Origin of the sequence: Pseudomonas urmiensis (assembly GCF_014268815.2) — a bacterium.
Lineage (GTDB): Bacteria > Pseudomonadota > Gammaproteobacteria > Pseudomonadales > Pseudomonadaceae > Aquipseudomonas > Aquipseudomonas urmiensis.
Genome location: NZ_JABWRE020000001.1, coordinates 2,903,828 through 2,924,103 on the forward strand (window position 1 = coordinate 2,903,828; position 20,276 = coordinate 2,924,103).

At 62.5% G+C, this 20,276-nt stretch carries 15 protein-coding genes; 6 read left to right on the plus strand and 9 right to left on the minus strand.

Going from position 1 to position 20,276, the window contains the following annotated elements:
* Positions 1 to 256 precede the first annotated feature (256 nt).
* Positions 257 to 2,866, plus strand: coding sequence for a bifunctional aconitate hydratase 2/2-methylisocitrate dehydratase (acnB, locus tag HU737_RS13105; protein ID WP_186555070.1), 2,610 nt, complete (start codon positions 257 to 259; stop codon positions 2,864 to 2,866).
* 198 nt (positions 2,867 to 3,064) lie between these two features.
* Here acnB and prpD read toward each other — a convergent pair whose 3' ends face one another.
* The 6 genes from prpD to HU737_RS13135 all read right to left on the minus strand — a co-directional run bounded on the left by prpD (position 3,065) and on the right by HU737_RS13135 (position 11,551).
* Complete coding sequence (gene prpD / locus HU737_RS13110; RefSeq protein ID WP_186554975.1) at positions 3,065 to 4,549, minus strand: 2-methylcitrate dehydratase; 1,485 nt, start codon at positions 4,547 to 4,549, stop codon at positions 3,065 to 3,067.
* Between the two features lie 69 nt (positions 4,550 to 4,618).
* On the minus strand, positions 4,619 to 5,809 hold the full coding sequence (gene prpF, locus HU737_RS13115; RefSeq protein WP_186554976.1) for a 2-methylaconitate cis-trans isomerase PrpF: 1,191 nt from the start codon (positions 5,807 to 5,809) through the stop codon (positions 4,619 to 4,621).
* Between the two features lie 124 nt (positions 5,810 to 5,933).
* Complete coding sequence (gene acnD / locus HU737_RS13120; protein ID WP_186555071.1) at positions 5,934 to 8,522, minus strand: Fe/S-dependent 2-methylisocitrate dehydratase AcnD; 2,589 nt, start codon at positions 8,520 to 8,522, stop codon at positions 5,934 to 5,936.
* Positions 8,523 to 8,680: 158 nt separating this feature from the next.
* Complete coding sequence (gene prpC, locus HU737_RS13125; protein ID WP_186554977.1) at positions 8,681 to 9,808, minus strand: bifunctional 2-methylcitrate synthase/citrate synthase; 1,128 nt, start codon at positions 9,806 to 9,808, stop codon at positions 8,681 to 8,683.
* Between the two features lie 139 nt (positions 9,809 to 9,947).
* On the minus strand, positions 9,948 to 10,838 hold the full coding sequence (gene prpB / locus HU737_RS13130) for a methylisocitrate lyase (protein WP_186554978.1): 891 nt from the start codon (positions 10,836 to 10,838) through the stop codon (positions 9,948 to 9,950).
* Positions 10,835 to 11,551 carry a GntR family transcriptional regulator gene (locus HU737_RS13135; RefSeq protein WP_186554979.1) on the minus strand — a complete coding sequence of 239 codons (717 nt, stop codon included), beginning with the start codon at positions 11,549 to 11,551 and terminating at the stop codon, positions 10,835 to 10,837. The genes prpB and HU737_RS13135 overlap by 4 nt, the downstream gene beginning before the upstream one ends.
* Positions 11,552 to 11,837: 286 nt before the next feature.
* Here HU737_RS13135 and rloA point away from each other — a divergent pair, with 286 nt between their 5' ends.
* The 5 genes from rloA to HU737_RS13160 all read left to right on the plus strand — a co-directional run bounded on the left by rloA (position 11,838) and on the right by HU737_RS13160 (position 17,400).
* Positions 11,838 to 12,374, plus strand: coding sequence for a retropepsin-like aspartic peptidase RloA (rloA, locus tag HU737_RS13140; RefSeq protein WP_186554980.1), 537 nt, complete (start codon positions 11,838 to 11,840; stop codon positions 12,372 to 12,374).
* A gap of 5 nt (positions 12,375 to 12,379) precedes the next feature.
* On the plus strand, positions 12,380 to 13,915 hold the full coding sequence (gene rloB / locus HU737_RS13145) for an osmotic stress tolerance membrane protein RloB (protein ID WP_186554981.1): 1,536 nt from the start codon (positions 12,380 to 12,382) through the stop codon (positions 13,913 to 13,915).
* On the plus strand, positions 13,915 to 14,895 hold the full coding sequence (locus HU737_RS13150; RefSeq protein ID WP_186554982.1) for an alpha-L-glutamate ligase-like protein: 981 nt from the start codon (positions 13,915 to 13,917) through the stop codon (positions 14,893 to 14,895). The genes rloB and HU737_RS13150 overlap by 1 nt, the downstream gene beginning before the upstream one ends.
* Positions 14,896 to 15,108: 213 nt before the next feature.
* Positions 15,109 to 16,452, plus strand: coding sequence for an aminodeoxychorismate synthase component I (gene pabB, locus HU737_RS13155; RefSeq protein WP_186554983.1), 1,344 nt, complete (start codon positions 15,109 to 15,111; stop codon positions 16,450 to 16,452).
* 213 nt (positions 16,453 to 16,665) lie between these two features.
* Positions 16,666 to 17,400, plus strand: a complete 735-nt coding sequence (locus tag HU737_RS13160; RefSeq protein ID WP_186554984.1) for a phosphoadenylyl-sulfate reductase — start codon at positions 16,666 to 16,668, stop codon at positions 17,398 to 17,400.
* Positions 17,401 to 17,456: 56 nt separating this feature from the next.
* On the opposite strand, the gene cysB is transcribed toward HU737_RS13160, so the two are convergent.
* From cysB to HU737_RS13175, 3 genes are all read right to left on the minus strand, one after another.
* Positions 17,457 to 18,431 (minus strand): HTH-type transcriptional regulator CysB, encoded by a 975-nt coding sequence (gene cysB / locus HU737_RS13165; protein WP_186554985.1) that lies wholly within the window; start codon positions 18,429 to 18,431, stop codon positions 17,457 to 17,459.
* A 127-nt stretch (positions 18,432 to 18,558) separates the two neighbouring features.
* Positions 18,559 to 19,056, minus strand: coding sequence for a universal stress protein (locus HU737_RS13170; RefSeq protein WP_186554986.1), 498 nt, complete (start codon positions 19,054 to 19,056; stop codon positions 18,559 to 18,561).
* Between the two features lie 105 nt (positions 19,057 to 19,161).
* Complete coding sequence (locus HU737_RS13175) at positions 19,162 to 20,109, minus strand: putative 2-dehydropantoate 2-reductase (RefSeq protein WP_186554987.1); 948 nt, start codon at positions 20,107 to 20,109, stop codon at positions 19,162 to 19,164.
* Positions 20,110 to 20,276 lie beyond the last annotated feature (167 nt).

Below are 20,276 nucleotides of genomic sequence, written 5' to 3' on the forward strand. Positions count from 1 at the left end.
AGCTGTTTTCAAAGCGTCACGAGCACAGTTGATCCGGTAGAACGGCGTTGGCCCGGCTCATGCACCCTCGCATGGTCCGCGCCAACCCCTCATCAGCCTCCGTTCTACAGGCGTAAAACTTTGAAAGCAGCTTCTGTAAGGATTCTCTGCGACCCTGGCTGGGCGGCCCAAGAAGCCGTCATTGCGCATGGGTGCATGAGAATGCTGGATGAGCGTCCCGGACTCCCTTTAGGGACCACTGATGAGGGTAATAACTGTGCTTGAAGCCTACCGCAAACACATCGAAGAGCGTGCCGCTCTGGGTATCGTGCCCCAGCCGCTGAACGCCGAACAAACCGCAGGCCTGGTCGAGCTGCTGAAAAACCCGCCGGCCGGCGAAGAAGCCTTCCTCGTAGAACTGATCACCGACCGCGTACCGCCAGGCGTCGACGAAGCCGCCTACGTCAAGGCCGGTTTCCTCTCCGCCCTCGCCAAGGGCGAAGCCAAGTCGCCGCTGATCGACCGCAAGCACGCCACCGAGCTGCTGGGCACCATGCAGGGCGGCTACAACATCGAAACGCTGGTCGCGCTGCTGGACGACGCCGAACTGGGCGCCGTCGCGGCCGAACAGCTCAAGCACACCCTGCTGATGTTCGATGCCTTCCATGACGTCGCCGAGAAAGCCAAGGCGGGCAATGTCCACGCCAAGGCCGTGCTCGAGTCGTGGGCTGCTGGCGAGTGGTTCACCAACCGTCCAGCGATCGCCGACAAATACACCCTGACCGTGTTCAAGGTGCCTGGCGAAACCAACACCGACGACCTTTCCCCTGCCCCGGACGCCTGGTCGCGCCCAGACATCCCGCTGCACGCCCTGGCCATGCTGAAGATGGCCCGTGACGGCATCGAGCCTGAGCAACCGGGTTCGGTTGGCCCGCTCAAGCAGATCGAAGCGATGCGCGCCAAAGGCTTCCCGGTCGCCTACGTCGGCGACGTGGTCGGTACTGGCTCGTCGCGTAAATCGGCGACCAACTCGGTGCTGTGGTTCTTCGGTGACGACATCCCTAACGTGCCGAACAAGCGCGCTGGCGGTTTCTGCTTCGGCACCAAGATCGCCCCGATCTTCTACAACACCATGGAAGACGCCGGCGCCCTGCCGATCGAATTCGACTGCACCAACCTGGCCATGGGCGACGTCATCGACGTCTACCCGTACAAAGGTGAAGTGCGCCGTCACGAAAGCGACGAGCTGGTCACTACCTTCGCCCTGAAAACCGAAGTGCTGCTCGATGAAGTCCGCGCTGGCGGCCGTATCCCGCTGATCGTCGGCCGCGGCCTGACCGAAAAAGCCCGCGCCGAACTGGGCCTGGGTGCATCGGACTTGTTCAAGAAGCCCGAGCAGCCAGCCGACACCGGCAAAGGCTTCACCCTGGCACAGAAAATGGTCGGCCGCGCCTGCGGTCTGCCAGAAGGCCAAGGCGTACGTCCGGGCGCCTACTGCGAGCCGAAGATGACCACCGTCGGTTCTCAGGACACCACCGGTCCTATGACCCGTGATGAACTCAAAGACCTGGCGTGCCTGGGCTTCTCCGCTGACCTGGTGATGCAGTCGTTCTGCCACACCGCGGCTTATCCGAAGCCGATCGACGTCACCACCCACCACACCCTGCCAGACTTCATCCGCACCCGTGGCGGCGTGTCGCTGCGTCCAGGCGACGGCATCATCCACAGCTGGCTGAACCGCATGCTGCTGCCTGACACCGTCGGCACCGGCGGCGACTCGCACACCCGCTTCCCAATCGGCATCTCGTTCCCGGCCGGTTCCGGCCTGGTGGCGTTCGCCGCAGCCACTGGCGTCATGCCACTGGATATGCCTGAGTCGGTCCTGGTGCGTTTCAAGGGCAAACTGCAACCGGGCATCACCCTGCGTGACCTGGTGCATGCCATCCCTTACTACGCCATCCAGCAAGGCCTGCTGACGGTCGAGAAGAAAGGCAAGAAAAACGCCTTCTCCGGTCGCATCCTGGAAATCGAAGGCCTGGACGAGCTGACTGTCGAGCAAGCCTTCGAGCTGTCCGACGCCTCGGCCGAGCGCTCCGCTGCTGGCTGCACCATCAAGCTGCCGGAAAAAGCCGTTGCCGAGTACCTGCAGTCGAACATCACCCTGCTGCGCTGGATGATCAGCGAAGGCTACGGTGACGCGCGTACCATGGAGCGCCGTGCGCAAGCCATGGAAGCCTGGCTGGCCAACCCGCAACTGCTGTCGGCCGACGCCGATGCCGAATACGCCGAGATCATCGAGATCGACCTGGCCGACGTCAAAGAGCCTGTGCTCTGCGCGCCGAACGACCCGGACGATGCACGCCTGCTGTCTTCGGTACAGGGCGAGAAGATCGACGAAGTGTTCATCGGTTCGTGCATGACCAACATCGGTCACTTCCGCGCTGCCGGTAAGCTGCTGGACAAGGTCAAGGGCGGTATTCCGACCCGTCTGTGGCTGGCCCCGCCAACCAAGATGGACGCCCACCAGCTGACCGAAGAAGGCTACTACGGCATCTACGGTAAGGCCGGTGCGCGCATGGAAATGCCAGGCTGCTCGCTGTGCATGGGTAACCAGGCACGTGTGCAGACCGGTTCTACCGTGGTCTCCACTTCGACCCGTAACTTCCCGAACCGTCTGGGCGACGCCACTAACGTCTACCTGGCCTCGGCCGAGCTGGCTGCAGTCGCTTCGATCATCGGCAAACTGCCGACTGTCGAAGAGTACATGCAGTACGCCAAGGACATCGACAGCATGGCTGCCGACGTCTACCGCTACCTGAGCTTCGACCAGATCGCCGAGTTCCGTGAAGCGGCCGAAAGCGCCAAGATCCCGGTTGTTCAGGCGTAACAACAGCGACGAGCGTTAAGCTTCAAGCTGTAAGAGAAGCCCCGGCAGAAATGCCGGGGCTTTTTTGTGGGTCTTGCAGTGCCTGTACCGACCTCATCGCGGGGCAAGCCCGCTCCCACGCAATCCACGGCCCATGTAGCGAACTGCGTGGGAGCGGGCTTGCCCCGCGATGAGGCCGGCATGAACACTACAAAATCATCAGATCACGAACAGATCGACAAACCGGTGCACCGGTGTCGCCTCCAGCTGCGCCTGCGCCTTGCACAAGGCAAAGATCTGCGCACAACGCTGCCCGGCAAAGCGGGTAGCGAGGTTGGCCTTGAACTTCTCCTCAAGCAACGGGATACCCTCGGCCCGCCGCCGCCGATGACCGATCGGATACTCCACCGTCACCTGCTCGGTACTTGAACCATCGTTGAAGAACACTTGCAGCGCATTGGCGATCGAGCGCTTGTCAGCCTCAAGATATTCACGGCTGAATCGCGGCTCCTCGACCACCTCCATCTTCTCGCGCAGGCGGTCGATGGTCGGGTGCGCGGCATGGAAGCTGTCTTCGTAGTGCTCAGCCACCAGGTTGCCGAAAATCAGCGGCACGGCGGTCATGTATTGCAGGCAATGGTCACGGTCAGCGGCATTGGCCAGCGGCCCCACCTTGGAAATGATGCGGATCGCTGATTCATGGGTCGTGATGACGATGCGTTCGATTTCATGCAGTCGGTTACGCACTTTTGGATGCAACACCAGCGCCGCCTCGCAGGCGGTCTGGGCGTGAAACTCGGCCGGGAAGCTGATCTTGAACAGGACGTTTTCCATCACGTAGCTGCCGAACGCCTGAGGCAGTCGCAGCTGACGCTGGTCGACCGGCTTGAGCGCCAGATCCTTGTTGGTATGACTGAACAAGACGTCGTAGAAGCCCCACTGCTGTGCACTGAGCACACCCGGAATGCCCATCTCCCCGCGCAGGGCGATATCGGCCAGGCGCACACCACGGCTTGACGCATCACCTGCGGCCCACGACTTGCGCGAGCCGGCATTAGGCGCATGGCGGTAGGTGCGCAAGGCCTGGCCATCGACGAAGGCATGCGACAGCGCCGACAACAGCTGCTCGCGGTTGGCCCCCATCAACTTGGCGCATACTGCCGTCGAGGCGACCTTGACCAGCAGCACATGGTCCAGGCCGACGCGGTTGAAGGAGTTCTCCAACGCCAGCACCCCCTGGATTTCGTGCGCCATGACCATGGCTTCGAGCACCTGGCGCATGTTCAACGGTTGCTCGCCTGCTGCCACGCGCTTTTGCGAGAGGTGATCGGCCACCGCCAGGATGCCGCCGAGGTTATCGGACGGATGCCCCCACTCGGCCGCCAGCCACGTGTCGTTGTAGTCCAGCCAGCGGACGATGCAGCCGATGTCCCAGGCGGCCTTGACCGGGTCCAGCCGGTACGAGGTGCCGGGCACCCGCGCGCCGTTGGGCACGATCGTGCCCTCGACGAGCGGCCCCAAGTGCTTGCTGCACTCGGGGAAGCGCAACGCCAGCAGGCCGCAGCCCAAGGTGTCCATCAGGCAGTTGCGCGCGGTGTCCAGCGCCTCGGCCGAGCCGACTTGATAGTCGAGCACGTAGTCAGCAATGGTTTGCAGCACCCGGTCGTAGTCCGGGCGGTCGTTGAGGTCAACGTTGGCGCTCATCTCTGTTGCTTCCTGTTGCAGAGGGTTGAACAAAGAAGCCGAGCGCCGCTCATGTGTCAGGGGGTGCGCCTAGAAGGCATCACCAGGTACCCGTACCCAGCCCTCCATCAACACGCGAGCGCTTCGGCTCATGATTGCTTTGGTGACTGTCCACTGGCCATCCACCTGACGTGCCTCGGCGCCGACCCGCAAAGTGCCTGAGGGATGGCCGAAACGTACCGCGCTACGCGGGTTGCCGCCCGCTGCCAGGTTGACCAGCGTCCCTGGAATGGCGGCGGCGGTACCGATCGCCACGGCGGCGGTGCCCATCATGGCGTGGTGCAACTTGCCCATCGACAGTGCACGAACCAACAGGTCGATGTCACCTGGCGCAACCGCCTTGCCACTGGATGAGGTATAGGCCACTGGCGGCGCGACGAAGGCGACCTTAGGGGTGTGCTGACGCGTGGCCGCCTGATCGACGTGCTCGATCAAGCCCATGCGCAGGGCACCATAGGCGCGGATGGTTTCAAAACGCGCCAGCGCCGCAGGATCGCCGTTGATCGCGTCTTGCAGTTCGCTGCCGCTGTAACCGATGTCAGCAGCATTGACGAAGATGGTCGGGATACCCGCGTTGATCAGGGTCGCCTTGAAGGTGCCGATACCTGGCACTTCGAGGTCGTCGACCAGGTTGCCGGTGGGGAACATCGCCCCGCCGTCGCCGTCTTCGTCGGCGGCCGGGTCGAGGAATTCCAGCTGCACTTCGGCAGCGGGGAAGGTCACGCCGTCCAATTCGAAATCGCCGGTTTCCTGCACTTCGCCTTCGCTGATTGGCACATGGGCGATGATGCTCTTGCCGATGTTGGCCTGCCAGATGCGCACGGTGGCGATGCCGTTATGCGGGATGCGCACGGGGTCGACCAGGCCGCTGCTGATGGCGAACGAGCCGACCGCTGCCGAGAGGTTGCCGCAGTTGCCGCTCCAATCGACGAAGGCCTTGTCGATCGAGACCTGGCCGAACAGATAATCGACGTCGTGCTCAGCGTTGCTGCTGGCCGAGAGGATCACGCACTTGCTGGTGCTGGAGGTGGCGCCGCCCATGCCGTCGATCTGCTTGCCGTAAGGATCCGGGCTGCCGATGACCCGCAGCAACAGGGCGTCGCGGGCCGGGCCTGGTTGCTGGGCGCGCTCAGGGAGGTCTTGCAGGCGGAAGAACACGCCTTTGCTGGTGCCGCCACGGATGTAGGTGGCGGGGATCTTGATCTGCGGTGCGTATGCCATGGTTCGGTCCTGATCATTCAGTTGTACGGCTGGGGCCGCTCCGCGCCCCTTCGCGGGCAAGCCCGCTCCTAGCGGGACCTGCGGGAGCGGGCTTGCCCGCGAAGGGGCGCGGAGCGGCCCCGCTTTACGCGGTGCCTTCCAGGAAGTCCTGGGCAAAGCGCTGCAGCACCCCACCCGCCTCGTAGATCGACACTTCTTCAGCGGTATCCAACCGGCACGTCACCGGCACCTCGAGCCGCTCGCCATTACGGCGGGTGACCACCAAGGTCAAGGTCGCCCGCGGCGTACGCTCGCCCAACACGTCGTAGCTCTCGCTGCCATCGAGCGGCAGGGTCTTGCGGTCGGTACCCGGCTTGAACTCCAGCGGCAACACGCCCATGCCTACCAGGTTGGTGCGGTGAATGCGCTCGAAGCCTTCGGCGACAATCGCTTCAACCCCTGCCAGGCGCACACCCTTGGCCGCCCAATCGCGCGACGAGCCTTGGCCGTAGTCGGCACCGGCAACGATGATCAGCGGTTGTTTACGCTGCATGTAGGTCTCGATCGCCTCCCACATACGGGTCACCTTGCCTTCTGGCTCGATCCGCGCCAGCGAACCTTGCTGCACGCTGCCGTCTTCCTTGCGCACCATCTCGTTGAACAGCTTGGGGTTGGCGAAGGTGGCGCGCTGGGCGGTCAAGTGATCGCCGCGGTGGGTGGCATAGGAGTTGAAGTCCTCCTCAGGCAGGCCCATCTTCGCCAGGTACTCACCCGCCGCGCTGTCGAGCATGATCGCGTTGGACGGCGACAGGTGGTCTGTAGTGATGTTGTCCGGCAGTACCGCCAGCGGGCGCATCCCGCGCAGGGTACGCTCGCCAGCCAGGGCGCCCTCCCAATACGGCGGGCGACGGATATAGGTGCTCATCTCGCGCCACTCATACAGCGGCGCGACTTTCGGCCCCTTGTCTTCTTCAATGGCGAACATCGGGATATACACCTTGCGGAACTGCTCCGGCTTGACCGCAGCACGCACCACCGCGTCGATCTCTTCGTCGCTCGGCCAGATGTCCTTGAGGCGAATCTGTTTACCGTCGACCACGCCCAGCACATCCTTCTCGATGTCGAAGCGGATGGTGCCGGCGATGGCATAGGCCACTACCAGCGGTGGCGAGGCGAGGAATGCCTGCTTGGCGTACGGGTGAATCCGCCCGTCGAAGTTGCGGTTGCCCGACAGCACCGCGGTGGCGTACAGGTCGCGGTCGATGATTTCTTGCTGGATCTTCGGGTCCAGCGCGCCAGACATGCCGTTGCAGGTGGTGCACGCGAAGGCGACGATGCCAAAGCCCAGCTGCTCCAGCTCCTGCTCCAGGCCGGCTTCTTCCAAGTACAACTTGACCGCCTTGGAGCCTGGCGCCAGCGAGGACTTCACCCACGGTTTGCGGGTCAGGCCGAGCTTGTTGGCATTACGCGCCAGCAGGCCTGCAGCAATGACGTTGCGCGGGTTGCTGGTGTTGGTGCAACTGGTGATGGCGGCGATGATCACCGCGCCATCAGGCATCTGCCCCGGCAGCTCTTGCCAGGCGCCAGCGATGCCCTTGGCCGCCAGCTCGCTGGTAGCGACACGGGCGTGCGGGTTGGATGGGCCGGCCATGTTGCGCACGACACTCGACAGGTCGAAGCTGAGCACCCGCTCGTATTCGGCGTTGACCAGGCTGTCGGCCCACAGGCCTGCAACCTTGGCGTAGGTTTCGACCAGCTGGACCTGCTGCTCTTCACGGCCGGTCAGGCGCAGGTAGTCGATGGTCTGCTGGTCGATGGCGAACATCGCCGCCGTGGCGCCATACTCCGGCGCCATGTTGGAGATGGTGGCGCGATCGCCCAGGGTCAGGGCGCGGGCGCCCTCACCATGGAATTCGAGGTAGGCGCCCACCACTTTCTGCTTGCGCAGGAACTCGGTCAGGGCCAATACCAGGTCGGTGGCGGTGATGTTCGGCTGCAGCTTGCCGGTCAGCTCGACGCCGACGATTTCCGGCAGGCGCATCCACGACGCGCGGCCGAGCATGACGTTCTCGGCTTCCAGGCCACCGACACCGATGGCGATCACGCCCAAGGCATCGACGTGCGGGGTGTGGCTGTCGGTGCCGACGCAGGTGTCTGGGTAGGCCACGCCGCGATCACTGTGGATCACCGGCGACATCTTCTCCAGGTTGATCTGGTGCATGATGCCGTTGCCCGGTTGGATCACGTCGACGTTCTTGAAAGCCTTTTTGGTCCAGTTGATGAAGTGGAAACGGTCTTCGTTGCGACGGTCTTCAATGGCGCGGTTCTTGTCGAATGCCTGCGGATCGAAACCGCCGCATTCGACCGCCAGCGAGTGGTCGACGATCAGTTGCACCGGCACTACCGGGTTGACCTGGGCCGGGTCGCCGCCTTTGTCGGCGATGGCATCGCGCAGGCCAGCCAGGTCGACCAGGGCGGTTTGGCCGAGGATGTCGTGGCACACCACCCGCGCCGGGAACCACGGGAAGTCGAGGTCGCGCTTGCGCTCGATCAGCTGGCTGAGCGAGGCATCGAGGGTGGCCGGATCGCAGCGGCGCACCAGGTTCTCGGCGAGCACGCGGGAGGTGTACGGCAGGCCGTCGTAGGCACCGGGTTTGAGGGCCTCGACAGCTGCGCGGGCGTCGAAGTAGTCCAGGGGTGTGCCTGGCAGGGCTTTGCGGTATGCAGTGTTCATCATTCAGGCTCGGTCACAGGATTCGGAAAGCTCCACCGTCCCTGTGGGAGCGGGCTTGCCCGCGAATACGTCAGCAGGTGCACATCAGTTGCCCAGTCGGACGCATTCGCGGGCAAGCCCGCTCCCACAGGGGAAACGGGTTGCCTCTCTATTTCTATTCAGCGCTGTGCGATGGGCACGAACTGGCGCTGTTCAACGCCGACGTACTCGGCGCTCGGACGGATGATGCGGTTGTTGGCACGCTGCTCGAAGACATGCGCCGCCCAGCCGGTCAGGCGCGAGCAGACGAAAATCGGGGTGAACAGCTTGGTCGGGATGCCCATGAAGTGATACGCCGAGGCATGGTAGAAGTCGGCGTTGGGGAACAGGCGTTTTTGCTCCCACATGGTCTTGTCGATCGCTTCGGAGACGGGGTACAGCACGCTGTCGCCGGCTTCATCGGCAAGCTGCTTGGCCCAGCCCTTGATCACTTCGTTGCGCGGGTCGGACTCTTTGTAGATCGCATGGCCAAAGCCCATGATCTTGTCTTTGCGCTCGAGCATCTTCAGCAGCTCGGCAGTGGCCTGCTGCGGGCTCTGGAAGCGTTCGATCAGCTCCATCGCCGCTTCGTTGGCGCCGCCGTGCAGCGGGCCGCGCAGCGAGCCGATGGCGGCGGTGACGCAGGAGTACAGGTCCGACAGGGTCGAGGCGCACACCCGGGCGGTGAAGGTCGAGGCGTTGAATTCGTGCTCGGCGTAGAGGATCAGCGACACGTTCATCACTTTGACATGCAGCGCGCTCGGTTTCTTGCCATGCAGCAGGTGCAGGAAGTGCCCGCCCAGGGTGTCTTCATCGCTGGTGCAGTTGATGCGCACGCCGTGATGCGTGAAGCGGTACCAGTAGCACATGATCGCTGGGAATACCGCTAGCAGGCGGTCAGTCTTGTCGCGCTGGGTGTCGAAGGTCAGCTCCGGTTCCAGGGTGCCGAGTACCGAGCAGCCGGTGCGCATCACGTCCATCGGGTGGGCAGTGACGGGGATGCGCTCGAGCACTTCCTTGAGTGCCTGGGGCAGATCACGCTGGCCCTTGAGCTTGGTCTTGTACTCGTCCAGTTCGGCTTGGCTGGGCAGCTCGCCATAGAGCAGCAGGTAGGCCACTTCCTCGAATTCGGCAGCGGCCGCCAGGTCACGGACGTCATAACCGCGGTAGGTCAGGCCGGCACCGGCCTGGCCTACAGTCGACAGTGCGGTCTGGCCGGCCACCTGACCACGCAGGCCTGCGCCGCTGAGTACTTTTGCTTCGGCCATGGTGTTTCTCCTTTATTGAACTTGTTATGGAATTTCTGGCTAATCAAGGGTGCCTGTGCCAGCCCACCAGAGCGTGGGAGCGGGCTTGCCCCGCGATAGCGCCGGCACAGGCGAATCATTGGCTTCGTTCTAACTCAGCTCAGCCCTTCTTCTGGGCAAACAACGCATCGAGGCTCTGCTCGAAGGCGTGGTAACCGATGGCATCGTAGAGCTCCATGCGAGTCTGCATGGTGTCGATGACGTTTTTCTGCGTGCCATCGCGGCGCAGCGCGGTGTAGACGTTTTCCGCCGCCTTGTTCATCGCGCGGAACGCCGACAGCGGGTACAGCACCAGCGAGACGTCGACCGAGGCCAACTCGTCGGTGGTGTACAGCGGGGTGGCGCCGAACTCGGTGATGTTGGCCAGGATTGGCGCTTTGACCCGGTCGGCGAAGGTCTTGTACATGTGCAATTCAGTGATCGCTTCAGGGAAGATCATGTCGGCGCCGGCCTCGACACACGCCGCTGCGCGGTCCAGGGCAGCGTTCAGGCCTTCCACGGCCAAGGCGTCGGTACGCGCCATGATCACGAAGCTGTCATCCAGGCGAGCGTCTACCGCCGCCTTGATGCGATCGACCATCTCCTGCTGGGAGACGATTTCCTTGTTTGGCCGGTGGCCGCAACGCTTGGCGCCAACCTGGTCTTCGATATGAATCGCTGCCGCGCCGAACTTGTTCATCGAGCGCACGGTCCGCGCCACGTTGAAGGCCGAGGCGCCAAAGCCGGTGTCGACATCGACCAGCAGCGGCACGTCGCACACATCGGTGATGCGCCGCACGTCGGTGAGCACGTCATCCAACCCGCTGATGCCCAGGTCCGGCAGGCCCAGGGAGCCGGCAGCGACGCCGCCACCGGAGAGGTAGATGGCCTTGAAGCCGGCGCGCTTGGCCAGCAAGGCGTGGTTGGCGTTGATCGCGCCAACCACCTGCAACGGATGTTCGGCAGCCACCGCATCGCGGAAACGTTGGCCGGGCGTGCTCTTCACAGTCATGACTCACCTCGTGGGCTATTGTTGTCAGCGCCTTGATAGTGGCGCGCGATATTGCGTTTGGATGCGCCGATGTGGCGGCGCATCAGCAGTTCTGCCAGCTCGCCGTCTCGGTCGGCGATGGCATCGAGAATGCGGTGGTGCTCGGCGAATGCCTGGTGCGGGCGGTTGGGCGTGGCGGAAAACTGGATGCGGTACATGCGCACCAACTGATACAGCTCGCCGCAGAGCATCTTGACCAGGGTCTGGTTGCCGCTGCCCTGGATGATCCGGTAATGGAAGTCGAAGTCGCCTTCCTGCTGGTAATAGCCAACCCCGGCCTGGAACGCGGCATCGCGCTCATGGGTGTCGAGCACCCGGCGCAACTCATCGATCTCGGCTACGCTCATACGCTCGGCAGCCAGGCGGCACGCCATGCCTTCGAGGGATTCGCGGATCTCGTACAGCTCGATCAGCTCGGCGTGGCTAAGCGACACCACTCGCGCGCCGACGTGCGGCACTCGCACCAGCAGGCGCTGGCCTTCCAGGCGGTGGATGGCTTCGCGCAGTGGGCCGCGGCTGATGCCGTAGGTGCGCGCCAGCTCAGGCTCGGAGATCTTGCTGCCCGGGGCGATGTCGCCTTTGACGATGGCCGCCTGGATGCGCCGGAAGACGTTCTCGGAAAGGGTTTCCGTTTCTTCGGCCAGCGTGGCGGGCGCCTGAGTTACGTCCAGCATATTGTCGACACCTTGGGTTTCTCTATGGCCAAAACTAGCGAAACAGAACCTCACAGTCAAAGACAAAATGAACATTGTCGACAATCGTCTAAGAACGAACTTACTCAGCCGATTCGCTGTCAGATCGCGGCGCGCTGGCGTCAAGACGTCGGCGTGATAGAATGCCGCGCTTCCCGAGGGAGAATGAGTAGTCTGTCTGTACGGCAATTCATATTGTTGACAGATTAACGAGGATGCTTGGCCAGTCGCCTTGCCCTGAACCCAGCACAGCACCGCGCCAGGATTTATGAGACTTACACCCGTTTTAATGTTGCTCTGCCTTGCCCTGCTGCCGGCCCTTGGCCAAGCGGCTCAAAAGTCCGTGTACGGGCTCAACGAATATGCGCGCTTGAACGACCTGGACCTTGAGGTCGCGGCCAAGCTCGATACCGGTGCCAAGACCGCCTCGCTCAGCGCCCGCGACATCAAGCGCTTCAAGCGCAACGGCGAGAGCTGGGTACGTTTCTACCTGGCCATCGACGCCGCGCATTCGCACCCGATCGAACGGCCATTGGCCCGGGTCAGCAAGATCAAGCGCCGCGCTGGCGACTATGACGCTGAAGAAGGCAAGGCCTACACCGCCCGCCCGGTGATCGAACTGAACATTTGCATGGGCCAGACCCTGCGCACCATCGAAGTCAACCTCACCGACCGCAGCGCCTTCCAGTTCCCGCTGCTGATCGGCTCGGAGGCCTTGAAAGACTTCGATGCGCTGGTCGACCCAAGCCTCAAATACGCGGCCGGCAAACCTGCCTGTGCCACCGACGCTCCTAAAGCAGAGTAATCCCGATGCGCTCTCTTACCCTTCACCTGAAAGTCCTCATCACCGTGCTGGTGCTGCTGGGCGTGGCGGTTACGGCCTATCAGATCTTCTTCCTCGGCATCCCGGTGACCGAGGATGAAACCGACGACTTGTGGAACATCGACGCCAAGGTCGAGTTCGTCGCCAGTGCCAAGGATCCGGTCAAGGTACAGATGTTCGTGCCGCCCTTGAGCCGTGACTACGTCAGCCTCAACGAGAGCTTCATCTCCAACAACTATGGGGTGAGCGTCAACCGCGCCGACGGCAACCGCAAGGTGACCTGGTCGGCCCGTCGCGCCAGCGGCAACCAGACGCTTTACTACCGCCTGGTGTTGACCAAGCGCTACAGCAACGAAAAAACCACCATCAAAGGCCCGACCTTCCGTGACAGCCTGGCCGTGGAAGGCCCCGAGAAGATCGCCGCCGAAGCCCTGATGGCGCCGATTCGCCAGCACTCGGCCGACGTCGAGACCTTTGTCAGCGAGACCATCAAGCGGGTCAATAACCTTAACGATGACAACGTCAAGCTGCTGCTGGCTGGCGATACTTCGGCGCTGAACAAGGCCAAGGTCATCGACCTGCTGCTGTCGATCGCCCACGTGCCAATGGAAAAAGTCCACACCATCCGCCTGGTCGCCGACACTCCGCAGACGCCGGAACTGTGGCTGCGCAGCTTCAACGGCAATGACTGGCTGTACTTCAACCCAGATACCGGCGAGCAGGGCCTGCCCAGCGATCGCCTGCTGTGGTGGACCGGTGATGACAACCTGATCACTGTCGATGGCGGCAAGAAAGCCAACGTCACCTTCAGCATGAACAACAGCGAGATGAACGCCATCCGCCTGGCCAAGCTGACCGACGAGAACACCGACGCCGATTTTCTCGAATATTCGCTGTACGGCCTGCCGCTGCAAACCCAGCAGACCTTCATGATCATGGTGATGATCCCGATCGGCGTGCTGGTGATCCTGGTGCTGCGCAACCTGATCGGCATCCAGACCCTGGGTACCTTCACCCCGGTACTGATCGCCCTGGCCTTCCGCGAGACCCAGCTGGGCTTTGGCATCATGCTGTTTACCGTGATCACCGCGCTGGGCCTGTCGCTGCGCTCCTACCTTGAGCACCTGAAGCTGCAGATGCTGCCGCGGCTGTCGGTGGTGCTGACCTTCGTCGTGGTGCTGATCGCCGCGATCAGCCTGTTCAGCCACAAGCTGGGCCTGGAACGCGGCCTGTCGGTTGCGCTGTTCCCGATGGTGATCCTGACCATGACCATCGAACGCCTGTCGATCACTTGGGAAGAACGCGGTGGTGGCCATGCCATGAAAGTGGCGATCGGCACCCTGTTCGCAGCCTCCCTGGCGCACCTGCTGATGATGGTGCCGGAGCTGGTGTACTTCGTCTTCACCTTCCCGGCGGTACTGCTGATTCTGGTGGGCTTCATGCTGGCGATGGGTCGCTACCGCGGCTACCGCCTGACCGAGCTCGTTCGCTTCAAGGCTTTCGTAAAAAAGGCTGACGCCTGATGTTCGGACTGATCAAGACGTGGAAAGCCCTGGAGGCCCGGGGCATCATGGGTATCAACCGGCGCAACGCGGACTATGTCCTGAAGTACAACAAGCGCAATTTGTACCCGATCGTCGACGACAAGATCATCACCAAGGAGCGTGCGATCAAGGCCGGCATCCATGTGCCGGAGATGTACGGCATCATCGAGACAGAGAAGCAGATCGACAAGCTGCACGAGATCATCGGCGGGCGCAGCGATTTCGTCATCAAGCCGGCGCAAGGCGCTGGCGGTGACGGCATCCTGGTGATCGCCGACCGCTTTGAGGATCGCTACCGCACGGTGTCGGGCAAGATCATCAGCCACGAGGAGATCGAGCACCAGGTCTCGAGCATCCTCACTGGCCTGTACTCGTTGGGCGGCCACCGCGACCGGGCGCTGATCGAATACCGGGTGACCCCGGACCAGATCTTCAAGAGCATCAGCTACGAAGGCGTGCCGGATATCCGCATCATCGTACTGATGGGCTACCCGGTCATGGCCATGCTGCGCCTGCCGACCCGCCAGTCGGGCGGCAAGGCCAACCTGCACCAGGGCGCCATTGGCGTCGGTGTCGACCTGGCCACTGGCGTGACCCTGCGCGGCACCTGGCTGAACAACATCATCAGCAAGCACCCGGACACCACCAACGCGGTGGACGGCGTGCAACTGCCAAACTGGGACGGCTTCATGAAGCTGGCCGCTGGCTGCTATGAATTGTGTGGCCTGGGCTATATCGGTGTGGACATGGTGCTGGACCAGGACAAGGGGCCGTTGATCCTTGAGCTGAATGCGCGTCCGGGCTTGAATATTCAGATTGCCAACGATTGCGGCTTGACCCAGCGCACCCACGCCATCGAGGCGCATCTGGAAGCGCTGGCCAAAGATGGCCTTAGCGAAGACGCCGACCAGCGTGTGCGCGTGGCCCAAGGGCTGTTTGGGCACGTGCCTTCGCGCTAATGGCTTAGCCCGTTGGGGTCCGCTTCGCGGGCGAGCCCGCTCCCACAGGAACCGCGCATATTTTCAGATCAGCGCTATCCCTGTGGGAGCGGGCTCGCCCGCGAAGGGCCGCGAAGCGGACCCAAACACAAGCTTGAATGTCGCGCCCAGTGCTAGGCCCTTTTCCTACAGACCATTACAATCCCCTCCTCGCCTTCATCGCCGCCCATTCGCATGCCGACCTGTACGCTCCACCCCCTGCCCTACCAGCCCGACCCTGCCGCCTATTTCGCCCGACTGCGCCAGGCGCCCGGCGCGATCCTGCTCGACAGCGCCCGCCCTGGGGCCGAGCGTGGCCGCTTCGACCTGCTCAGCGCCTGGCCGGTGGCACATTTGCAGGCAGAGCCTGACGAAGATGGCCGGGCTTACTTACAGCGCCTGCGCGATGGCTTGGCCGAGCTGGGGCACGCCGATCTCCCTGACAACCTTGAGCTGCCCTTTGCCGGCGGCCTGATCGGCTACCTGAGCTACGACTTCGGTCGGCGCCTGGAACAGCTGCCCAGCATGGCCGTGGACGATCTGGGCCTGCCGGATGCACAGCTGGGCCTGTATGCCTGGGCGCTGGTCAGCGACCACCTGCTGGGCACCACGCAACTGGTGTTTCACCCCAGCTTGCCAGCGAGCGAGCAGCAGCGGCTGATCAGCCTGTTCGAGGCACCTGCCGTTGATCAAAGCACCGACTTCCAGCTGCTTGCGCCCATGCGTGGCGACCTTGAACCAGCCCACTATCGCCAGGCTTTCGATCAGGTCCAGCACTACATTCAGGCCGGCGACTGCTACCAGATCAACCTCACCCAGCGTTTCCGCGCTGCCTGCCAGGGAGATCCGTGGCACGCCTACCAGGCCCTGCGCAAGGCTTGCCCAACCCCGTTCTCCGGCTATCAGCAGTTGGCCGACGGCAGCGCGCTGCTGAGTTTTTCCCCCGAGCGCTTTGTTCGCGTAAGCCAAGGCCAGGTAGAAACCCGCCCGATCAAAGGCACCCGCCCGCGCTCCAGCGACCCGCAGCAAGATGCGCGCAACGCTGCCGAACTGCTCGCCAGCGCCAAGGACCGCTCGGAAAACCTGATGATCGTCGACCTGCTGCGCAATGATCTAGGACGCACCTGCGAGATCGGCACCGTCAAGGTTCCCGAGCTGTTCAGCCTGGAGAGCTACCCCAATGTCCATCACCTGGTCAGCAGCATCACCGGGCAGCTGGCCAGCGGCAAAGACGCTCTGGACCTGATCGGCGACAGCTTCCCCGGTGGCTCGATCACCGGCGCACCGAAGATCCGCGCCATGCAGATCATCGACGAGCTGGAGCCGACTCGCCGGGCGTTGTACTGCGGCTCGCTGTTGTACATCGATGTGCGCGGCGAAATGGACAGTTCCATCGCCATTCGCAGCCTGCTGATCAAGGACGGTCAGGCCTGTTGCTGGGGTGGCGGCGCAGTGGTGGCGGATTCGCAGTGGGAGGCGGAGTATGAGGAGTCGATCGCCAAGGTGCGGGTGTTGATGCAGACGCTGCAAAGCCTCTGATCCGTGTCGCCCTTTTCGCGGGCAAGCCCGCTCCCACAGAAACCGCGCATATTTTCAGATCAGCGCTATCCCTGTGGGAGCGGGCTTGCCCGCGAAAAGGACAACACCGTTCTCGAACCGATTACGCCATGGCAGAACGTCTACCCCGCCATTTTTTGTTACCATCTGCCTATTACGAGCGCACAGCGCCATACACACGATGGAAACCGCCTGATGAGCCAAGCCTTCGACGTCGCCGCCCTGGCCGCGACCTACGCCAACAAGTCCCCGCAGGACATTCTCAAGCTCGCCTTCGAACACTTTGGCGACGACCTGTGGATCTCATTCAGCGGCGCCGAGGATGTGGTGCTGGTGGATATGGCCTGGAAACTGAACAAACAGGTCAAGGTCTTCAGCCTCGATACCGGCCGTCTGCACCCGGAGACCTATCGTTTTATCGATCAGGTCCGCGAGCAGTACAACCTGCCGATCGAGATCCTCAGCCCGGACCGGGCCAAGCTGGATCCATTCGTCAAGGATAAGGGCCTGTTCAGTTTCTACAAGGATGGCCATGGCGAATGCTGCGGCATCCGCAAGATCGAGCCGCTGCGGCGCAAACTGTCCACCGTCAGCGCCTGGGCCACAGGCCAACGTCGCGACCAGAGCCCTGGCACCCGCAGCCAGGTTGCCGCGCTGGAAATCGACTCGGCGTTCTCCACTGCTGAACGCACGCTGTACAAGTTCAACCCCCTGGCGCAGATGACCAGCGCCGAAGTGTGGGGCTATATCCGCATGCTTGAACTGCCCTACAACAGCCTGCATGAACGCGGCTTCATCAGTATCGGCTGCGAGCCTTGCACCCGCCCAGTGCTGCCTAACCAGCATGAGCGCGAAGGCCGCTGGTGGTGGGAAGAGTCCACGCAGAAGGAATGCGGGCTGCATGCCGGCAACCTGATCTCCAAGGCCTGACCTTGTAGCAGGCATAAAAAAACCGGCCAATTAGCCGGTTTTTTTGCGCCTGTCGATCAGTGGAACGGCAACTCGACGCCGTGGAAAAGCTCTTCAAGCTCTTGCTTGTTATGGCATTGGATAGCCTTGGCCATGACTTCACGGGTCAGGTGCGGCGCGAATTTCTCGATGAAGTCGCACATGAAACCACGCAGGAAGGTGCCACGGCGGAAGCCGATCTTGGTCACGCTGGCTTCGAACAGCTCGCTGGCATCCAGGGCGACCAGATCGCTATCAAGCTTGGCATCTACCGCCATACCGGCCACGATGCCCACACCCAGGCCCAGGCGCACATAGGTCTTGATCACGTCAGCGTCAGCGGCGGTGAACACCACTTTTGGCGTAAGGCCACGATGGTTGAACGCCTCGTCCAACTTGGAACGGCCAGTGAAGCCGAACACGTAGGTGACGATCGGGTATTCGGCGAGCGCTTCGAGGGTCAGCTTCGGCAGCTTGGCCAGTGGGTGGCCCTGGGGTACCACCACGCAACGGTTCCAGCGGTAGCACGGCATCATGATCAGATCGCCGAACAGCTCCAGGGCTTCAGTGGCGATGGCAAAATCGACAGTGCCGTCAGCCGCCATTTCGGCGATTTGCATGGGCGAGCCCTGATGCATGTGCAGGGACACTTCCGGGTACTGCTTGATGAAGCTGCTGATCACCGGCGGCAAGGCATAGCGTGCCTGGGTGTGGGTGGTGGCGATCGACAGGGTGCCCTTCTTCTCGTTGGAGAATTCCTGGGCGATCTGCTTGATGCTTTCAACCTTGCGCAGGATCTCGCCAGCGGTGTTGATGATGCGCTCGCCGGCCGGGGTGACGCGGGTCAGGTGCTTGCCGCTGCGGGCGAAGACTTCGACACCCAACTCATCCTCGAGCAGGCGGATCTGCTTGCTGATCCCCGGCTGGGAGGTATAGAGGCTCTGCGCTGTCGCGGAGACGTTGAGGTCGTGGTGCGCCACTTCCCAGATGTAGCGCAGTTGTTGGAGCTTCATAGGTTTCCCTCGGTTCAGCGGTAGGTCACCGGCAGCTGGCAGCGACGATATATAACTATATTAGTGGTTCTGGAAATAAATCTAGAACTATTTTGTTACGCCAAGGGGAAATGACCTACTGCCATCTTCATGCTTTCCTACGCCCCAAATGCTGCGCCAACGGCACCATGTAGACCGGCACCGGTGACAGCTGCAAGAGCCGCACTGCCGTCCTACCAATCGGCACATCTACCCCTGCACCTTGGGTATGGCTGCCGAAGATCAACAGATCGACACTCAGCCGTTGCGCCTGATCGAGGATCACCTGCGCAGGATCGCCCTGGCGCACGCGCACGGCACGGATCACAGCCAGATCCGCTTCCTCGCCCAGCTCATCGCGAAAATTTTCCAGGACCCTCTGCTCGATATTGGCCATCACTGTATTCACCCCCTGGCTGTGCAACTGGTCCAGGGTCTGTTCGTCCAGATAACTCTGCAACAACGATTCGGCGAACTGGCCCATCGGTTCGACCGCGTGGATCACGTACAGCTCTGCATTGAAGGTGCGCGCCAAGGCCAGGGCGTGCTGCATGACAACAGGCGCGTATACACCGAGGTCGGTGGCATACAGCATGGAACGAATCATTCGACCTCCTCGACTGCCGCTACGGCAGAGCAAGGTTCAGCTTAGCAGCGCCGTAGCCGGGCGCTGCGCCGTCCGGCGTGCTGCCCAGCAGGCCTTGAGGCTCAGTCAGGCCTGGCGATTGCGTCGATCGATGAAGGCCAGCGATTGGTAGAGCATTTCCATGCGCACCAGGTGGCAGCCTGCGGCGCGTGCCCGCGCCAGGGGCTCGGCGTAGATCGCCTGGAGTTCGAGCGGACGCTGCTGGGCGTGGTCGTGATACATGCTGGGCCAGTAGTCAGGCATCTGCTCGGTAATGCGCAACAAGTGCTCGGCATAGCCCTGCGGCAGCACCAGGCCGCAGGCCTGGGCGCCCTGCACCACTTCGGCCATCAGTTGCTGGATTAGCAGCCTGCTGTCGGCGTCGGCCATCAACGGCGTGGTACTGGCTTGCAAGAGTACCGACAGACCGTTGTAGGGCACGTTCCACACCAGCTTTTGCCAGCGGGCCTGGTCGAGGTTTTCCATGGCCTGCGAGTCGATCCCCGCGGCATGGAACAGCGCGGCGCCCTCCTCGACGATGGCCAGCGCTGTACCTGCAGCCGGGCCGCTGTGATAGCCAAGGTTGACCGCGCCCAGCGCCTGGTGACGAATCACTCCGGGGGCCTCGCGGTTGACACATATAAAGCACAAGCCACCGAGCAAGTGCATATCTGGGCGCAACGCAGGGCGCAACTGATCTTCAACGCCCAGGCCATTTTGCAATAGCACCACCCTGGACTCAGGCGCGGCAGCCTGGACGATCAGCGGCGCAAGCTCGGCATTGCTGGTAGCCTTGGCGCCCACCAGCAACCAGTCGCACAACGGCATGTCGGCGGCCGAGGCATAGGCGTTGACCTGCATATGCACTTGACCATGCACCGCGCTTTGCAAGCTCAGCCCCTGCTCGCGCACCGCCTCGTACTCGCTGCGCAACAGAAAGTGCACCTCAAAGCCTGCGCGGGCCAGCATCAGCCCGTAGAACCCGCCGATGGCCCCACTGCCGATGATCCCGATACGCGTACTGCGAGACTCCATGCACTACTCCTTTTCGATCCAGCTGCTGGTTCGCCTGATGCTTACAAGTCAGGCCGATGTGGCCCAACTGTAATGCGCGATTTAAGTCAGAGCAGCATTTTCTAGTGTCAGTTCTGGCCTCATCGCGGGACAAGCCCGCTCCTACAGGCTCAAACACTCAGGCACTC

Excerpts from the sequence above, each read along its gene's own strand:
- prpF (WP_186554976.1), bottom strand. The coding sequence starts at position 5,809 with ATGGCATACGCACCGCAGATCAAGATCCCCGCCACCTACATCCGTGGC.
- pabB (WP_186554983.1), top strand. The coding sequence starts at position 15,109 with ATGCCGACCTGTACGCTCCACCCCCTGCCCTACCAGCCCGACCCTGCC.
- HU737_RS13170 (WP_186554986.1), bottom strand. The coding sequence starts at position 19,056 with ATGATTCGTTCCATGCTGTATGCCACCGACCTCGGTGTATACGCGCCT.
- prpD (WP_186554975.1), bottom strand. The coding sequence starts at position 4,549 with ATGAGCGCCAACGTTGACCTCAACGACCGCCCGGACTACGACCGGGTG.
- prpB (WP_186554978.1), bottom strand. The coding sequence starts at position 10,838 with ATGACTGTGAAGAGCACGCCCGGCCAACGTTTCCGCGATGCGGTGGCT.
- HU737_RS13160 (WP_186554984.1), top strand. The coding sequence starts at position 16,666 with ATGAGCCAAGCCTTCGACGTCGCCGCCCTGGCCGCGACCTACGCCAAC.
- acnD (WP_186555071.1), bottom strand. The coding sequence starts at position 8,522 with ATGAACACTGCATACCGCAAAGCCCTGCCAGGCACACCCCTGGACTAC.
- HU737_RS13135 (WP_186554979.1), bottom strand. The coding sequence starts at position 11,551 with ATGCTGGACGTAACTCAGGCGCCCGCCACGCTGGCCGAAGAAACGGAA.
- HU737_RS13175 (WP_186554987.1), bottom strand. The coding sequence starts at position 20,109 with ATGGAGTCTCGCAGTACGCGTATCGGGATCATCGGCAGTGGGGCCATC.
- rloA (WP_186554980.1), top strand. The coding sequence starts at position 11,838 with ATGAGACTTACACCCGTTTTAATGTTGCTCTGCCTTGCCCTGCTGCCG.
- HU737_RS13150 (WP_186554982.1), top strand. The coding sequence starts at position 13,915 with ATGTTCGGACTGATCAAGACGTGGAAAGCCCTGGAGGCCCGGGGCATC.
- cysB (WP_186554985.1), bottom strand. The coding sequence starts at position 18,431 with ATGAAGCTCCAACAACTGCGCTACATCTGGGAAGTGGCGCACCACGAC.
- rloB (WP_186554981.1), top strand. The coding sequence starts at position 12,380 with ATGCGCTCTCTTACCCTTCACCTGAAAGTCCTCATCACCGTGCTGGTG.
- prpC (WP_186554977.1), bottom strand. The coding sequence starts at position 9,808 with ATGGCCGAAGCAAAAGTACTCAGCGGCGCAGGCCTGCGTGGTCAGGTG.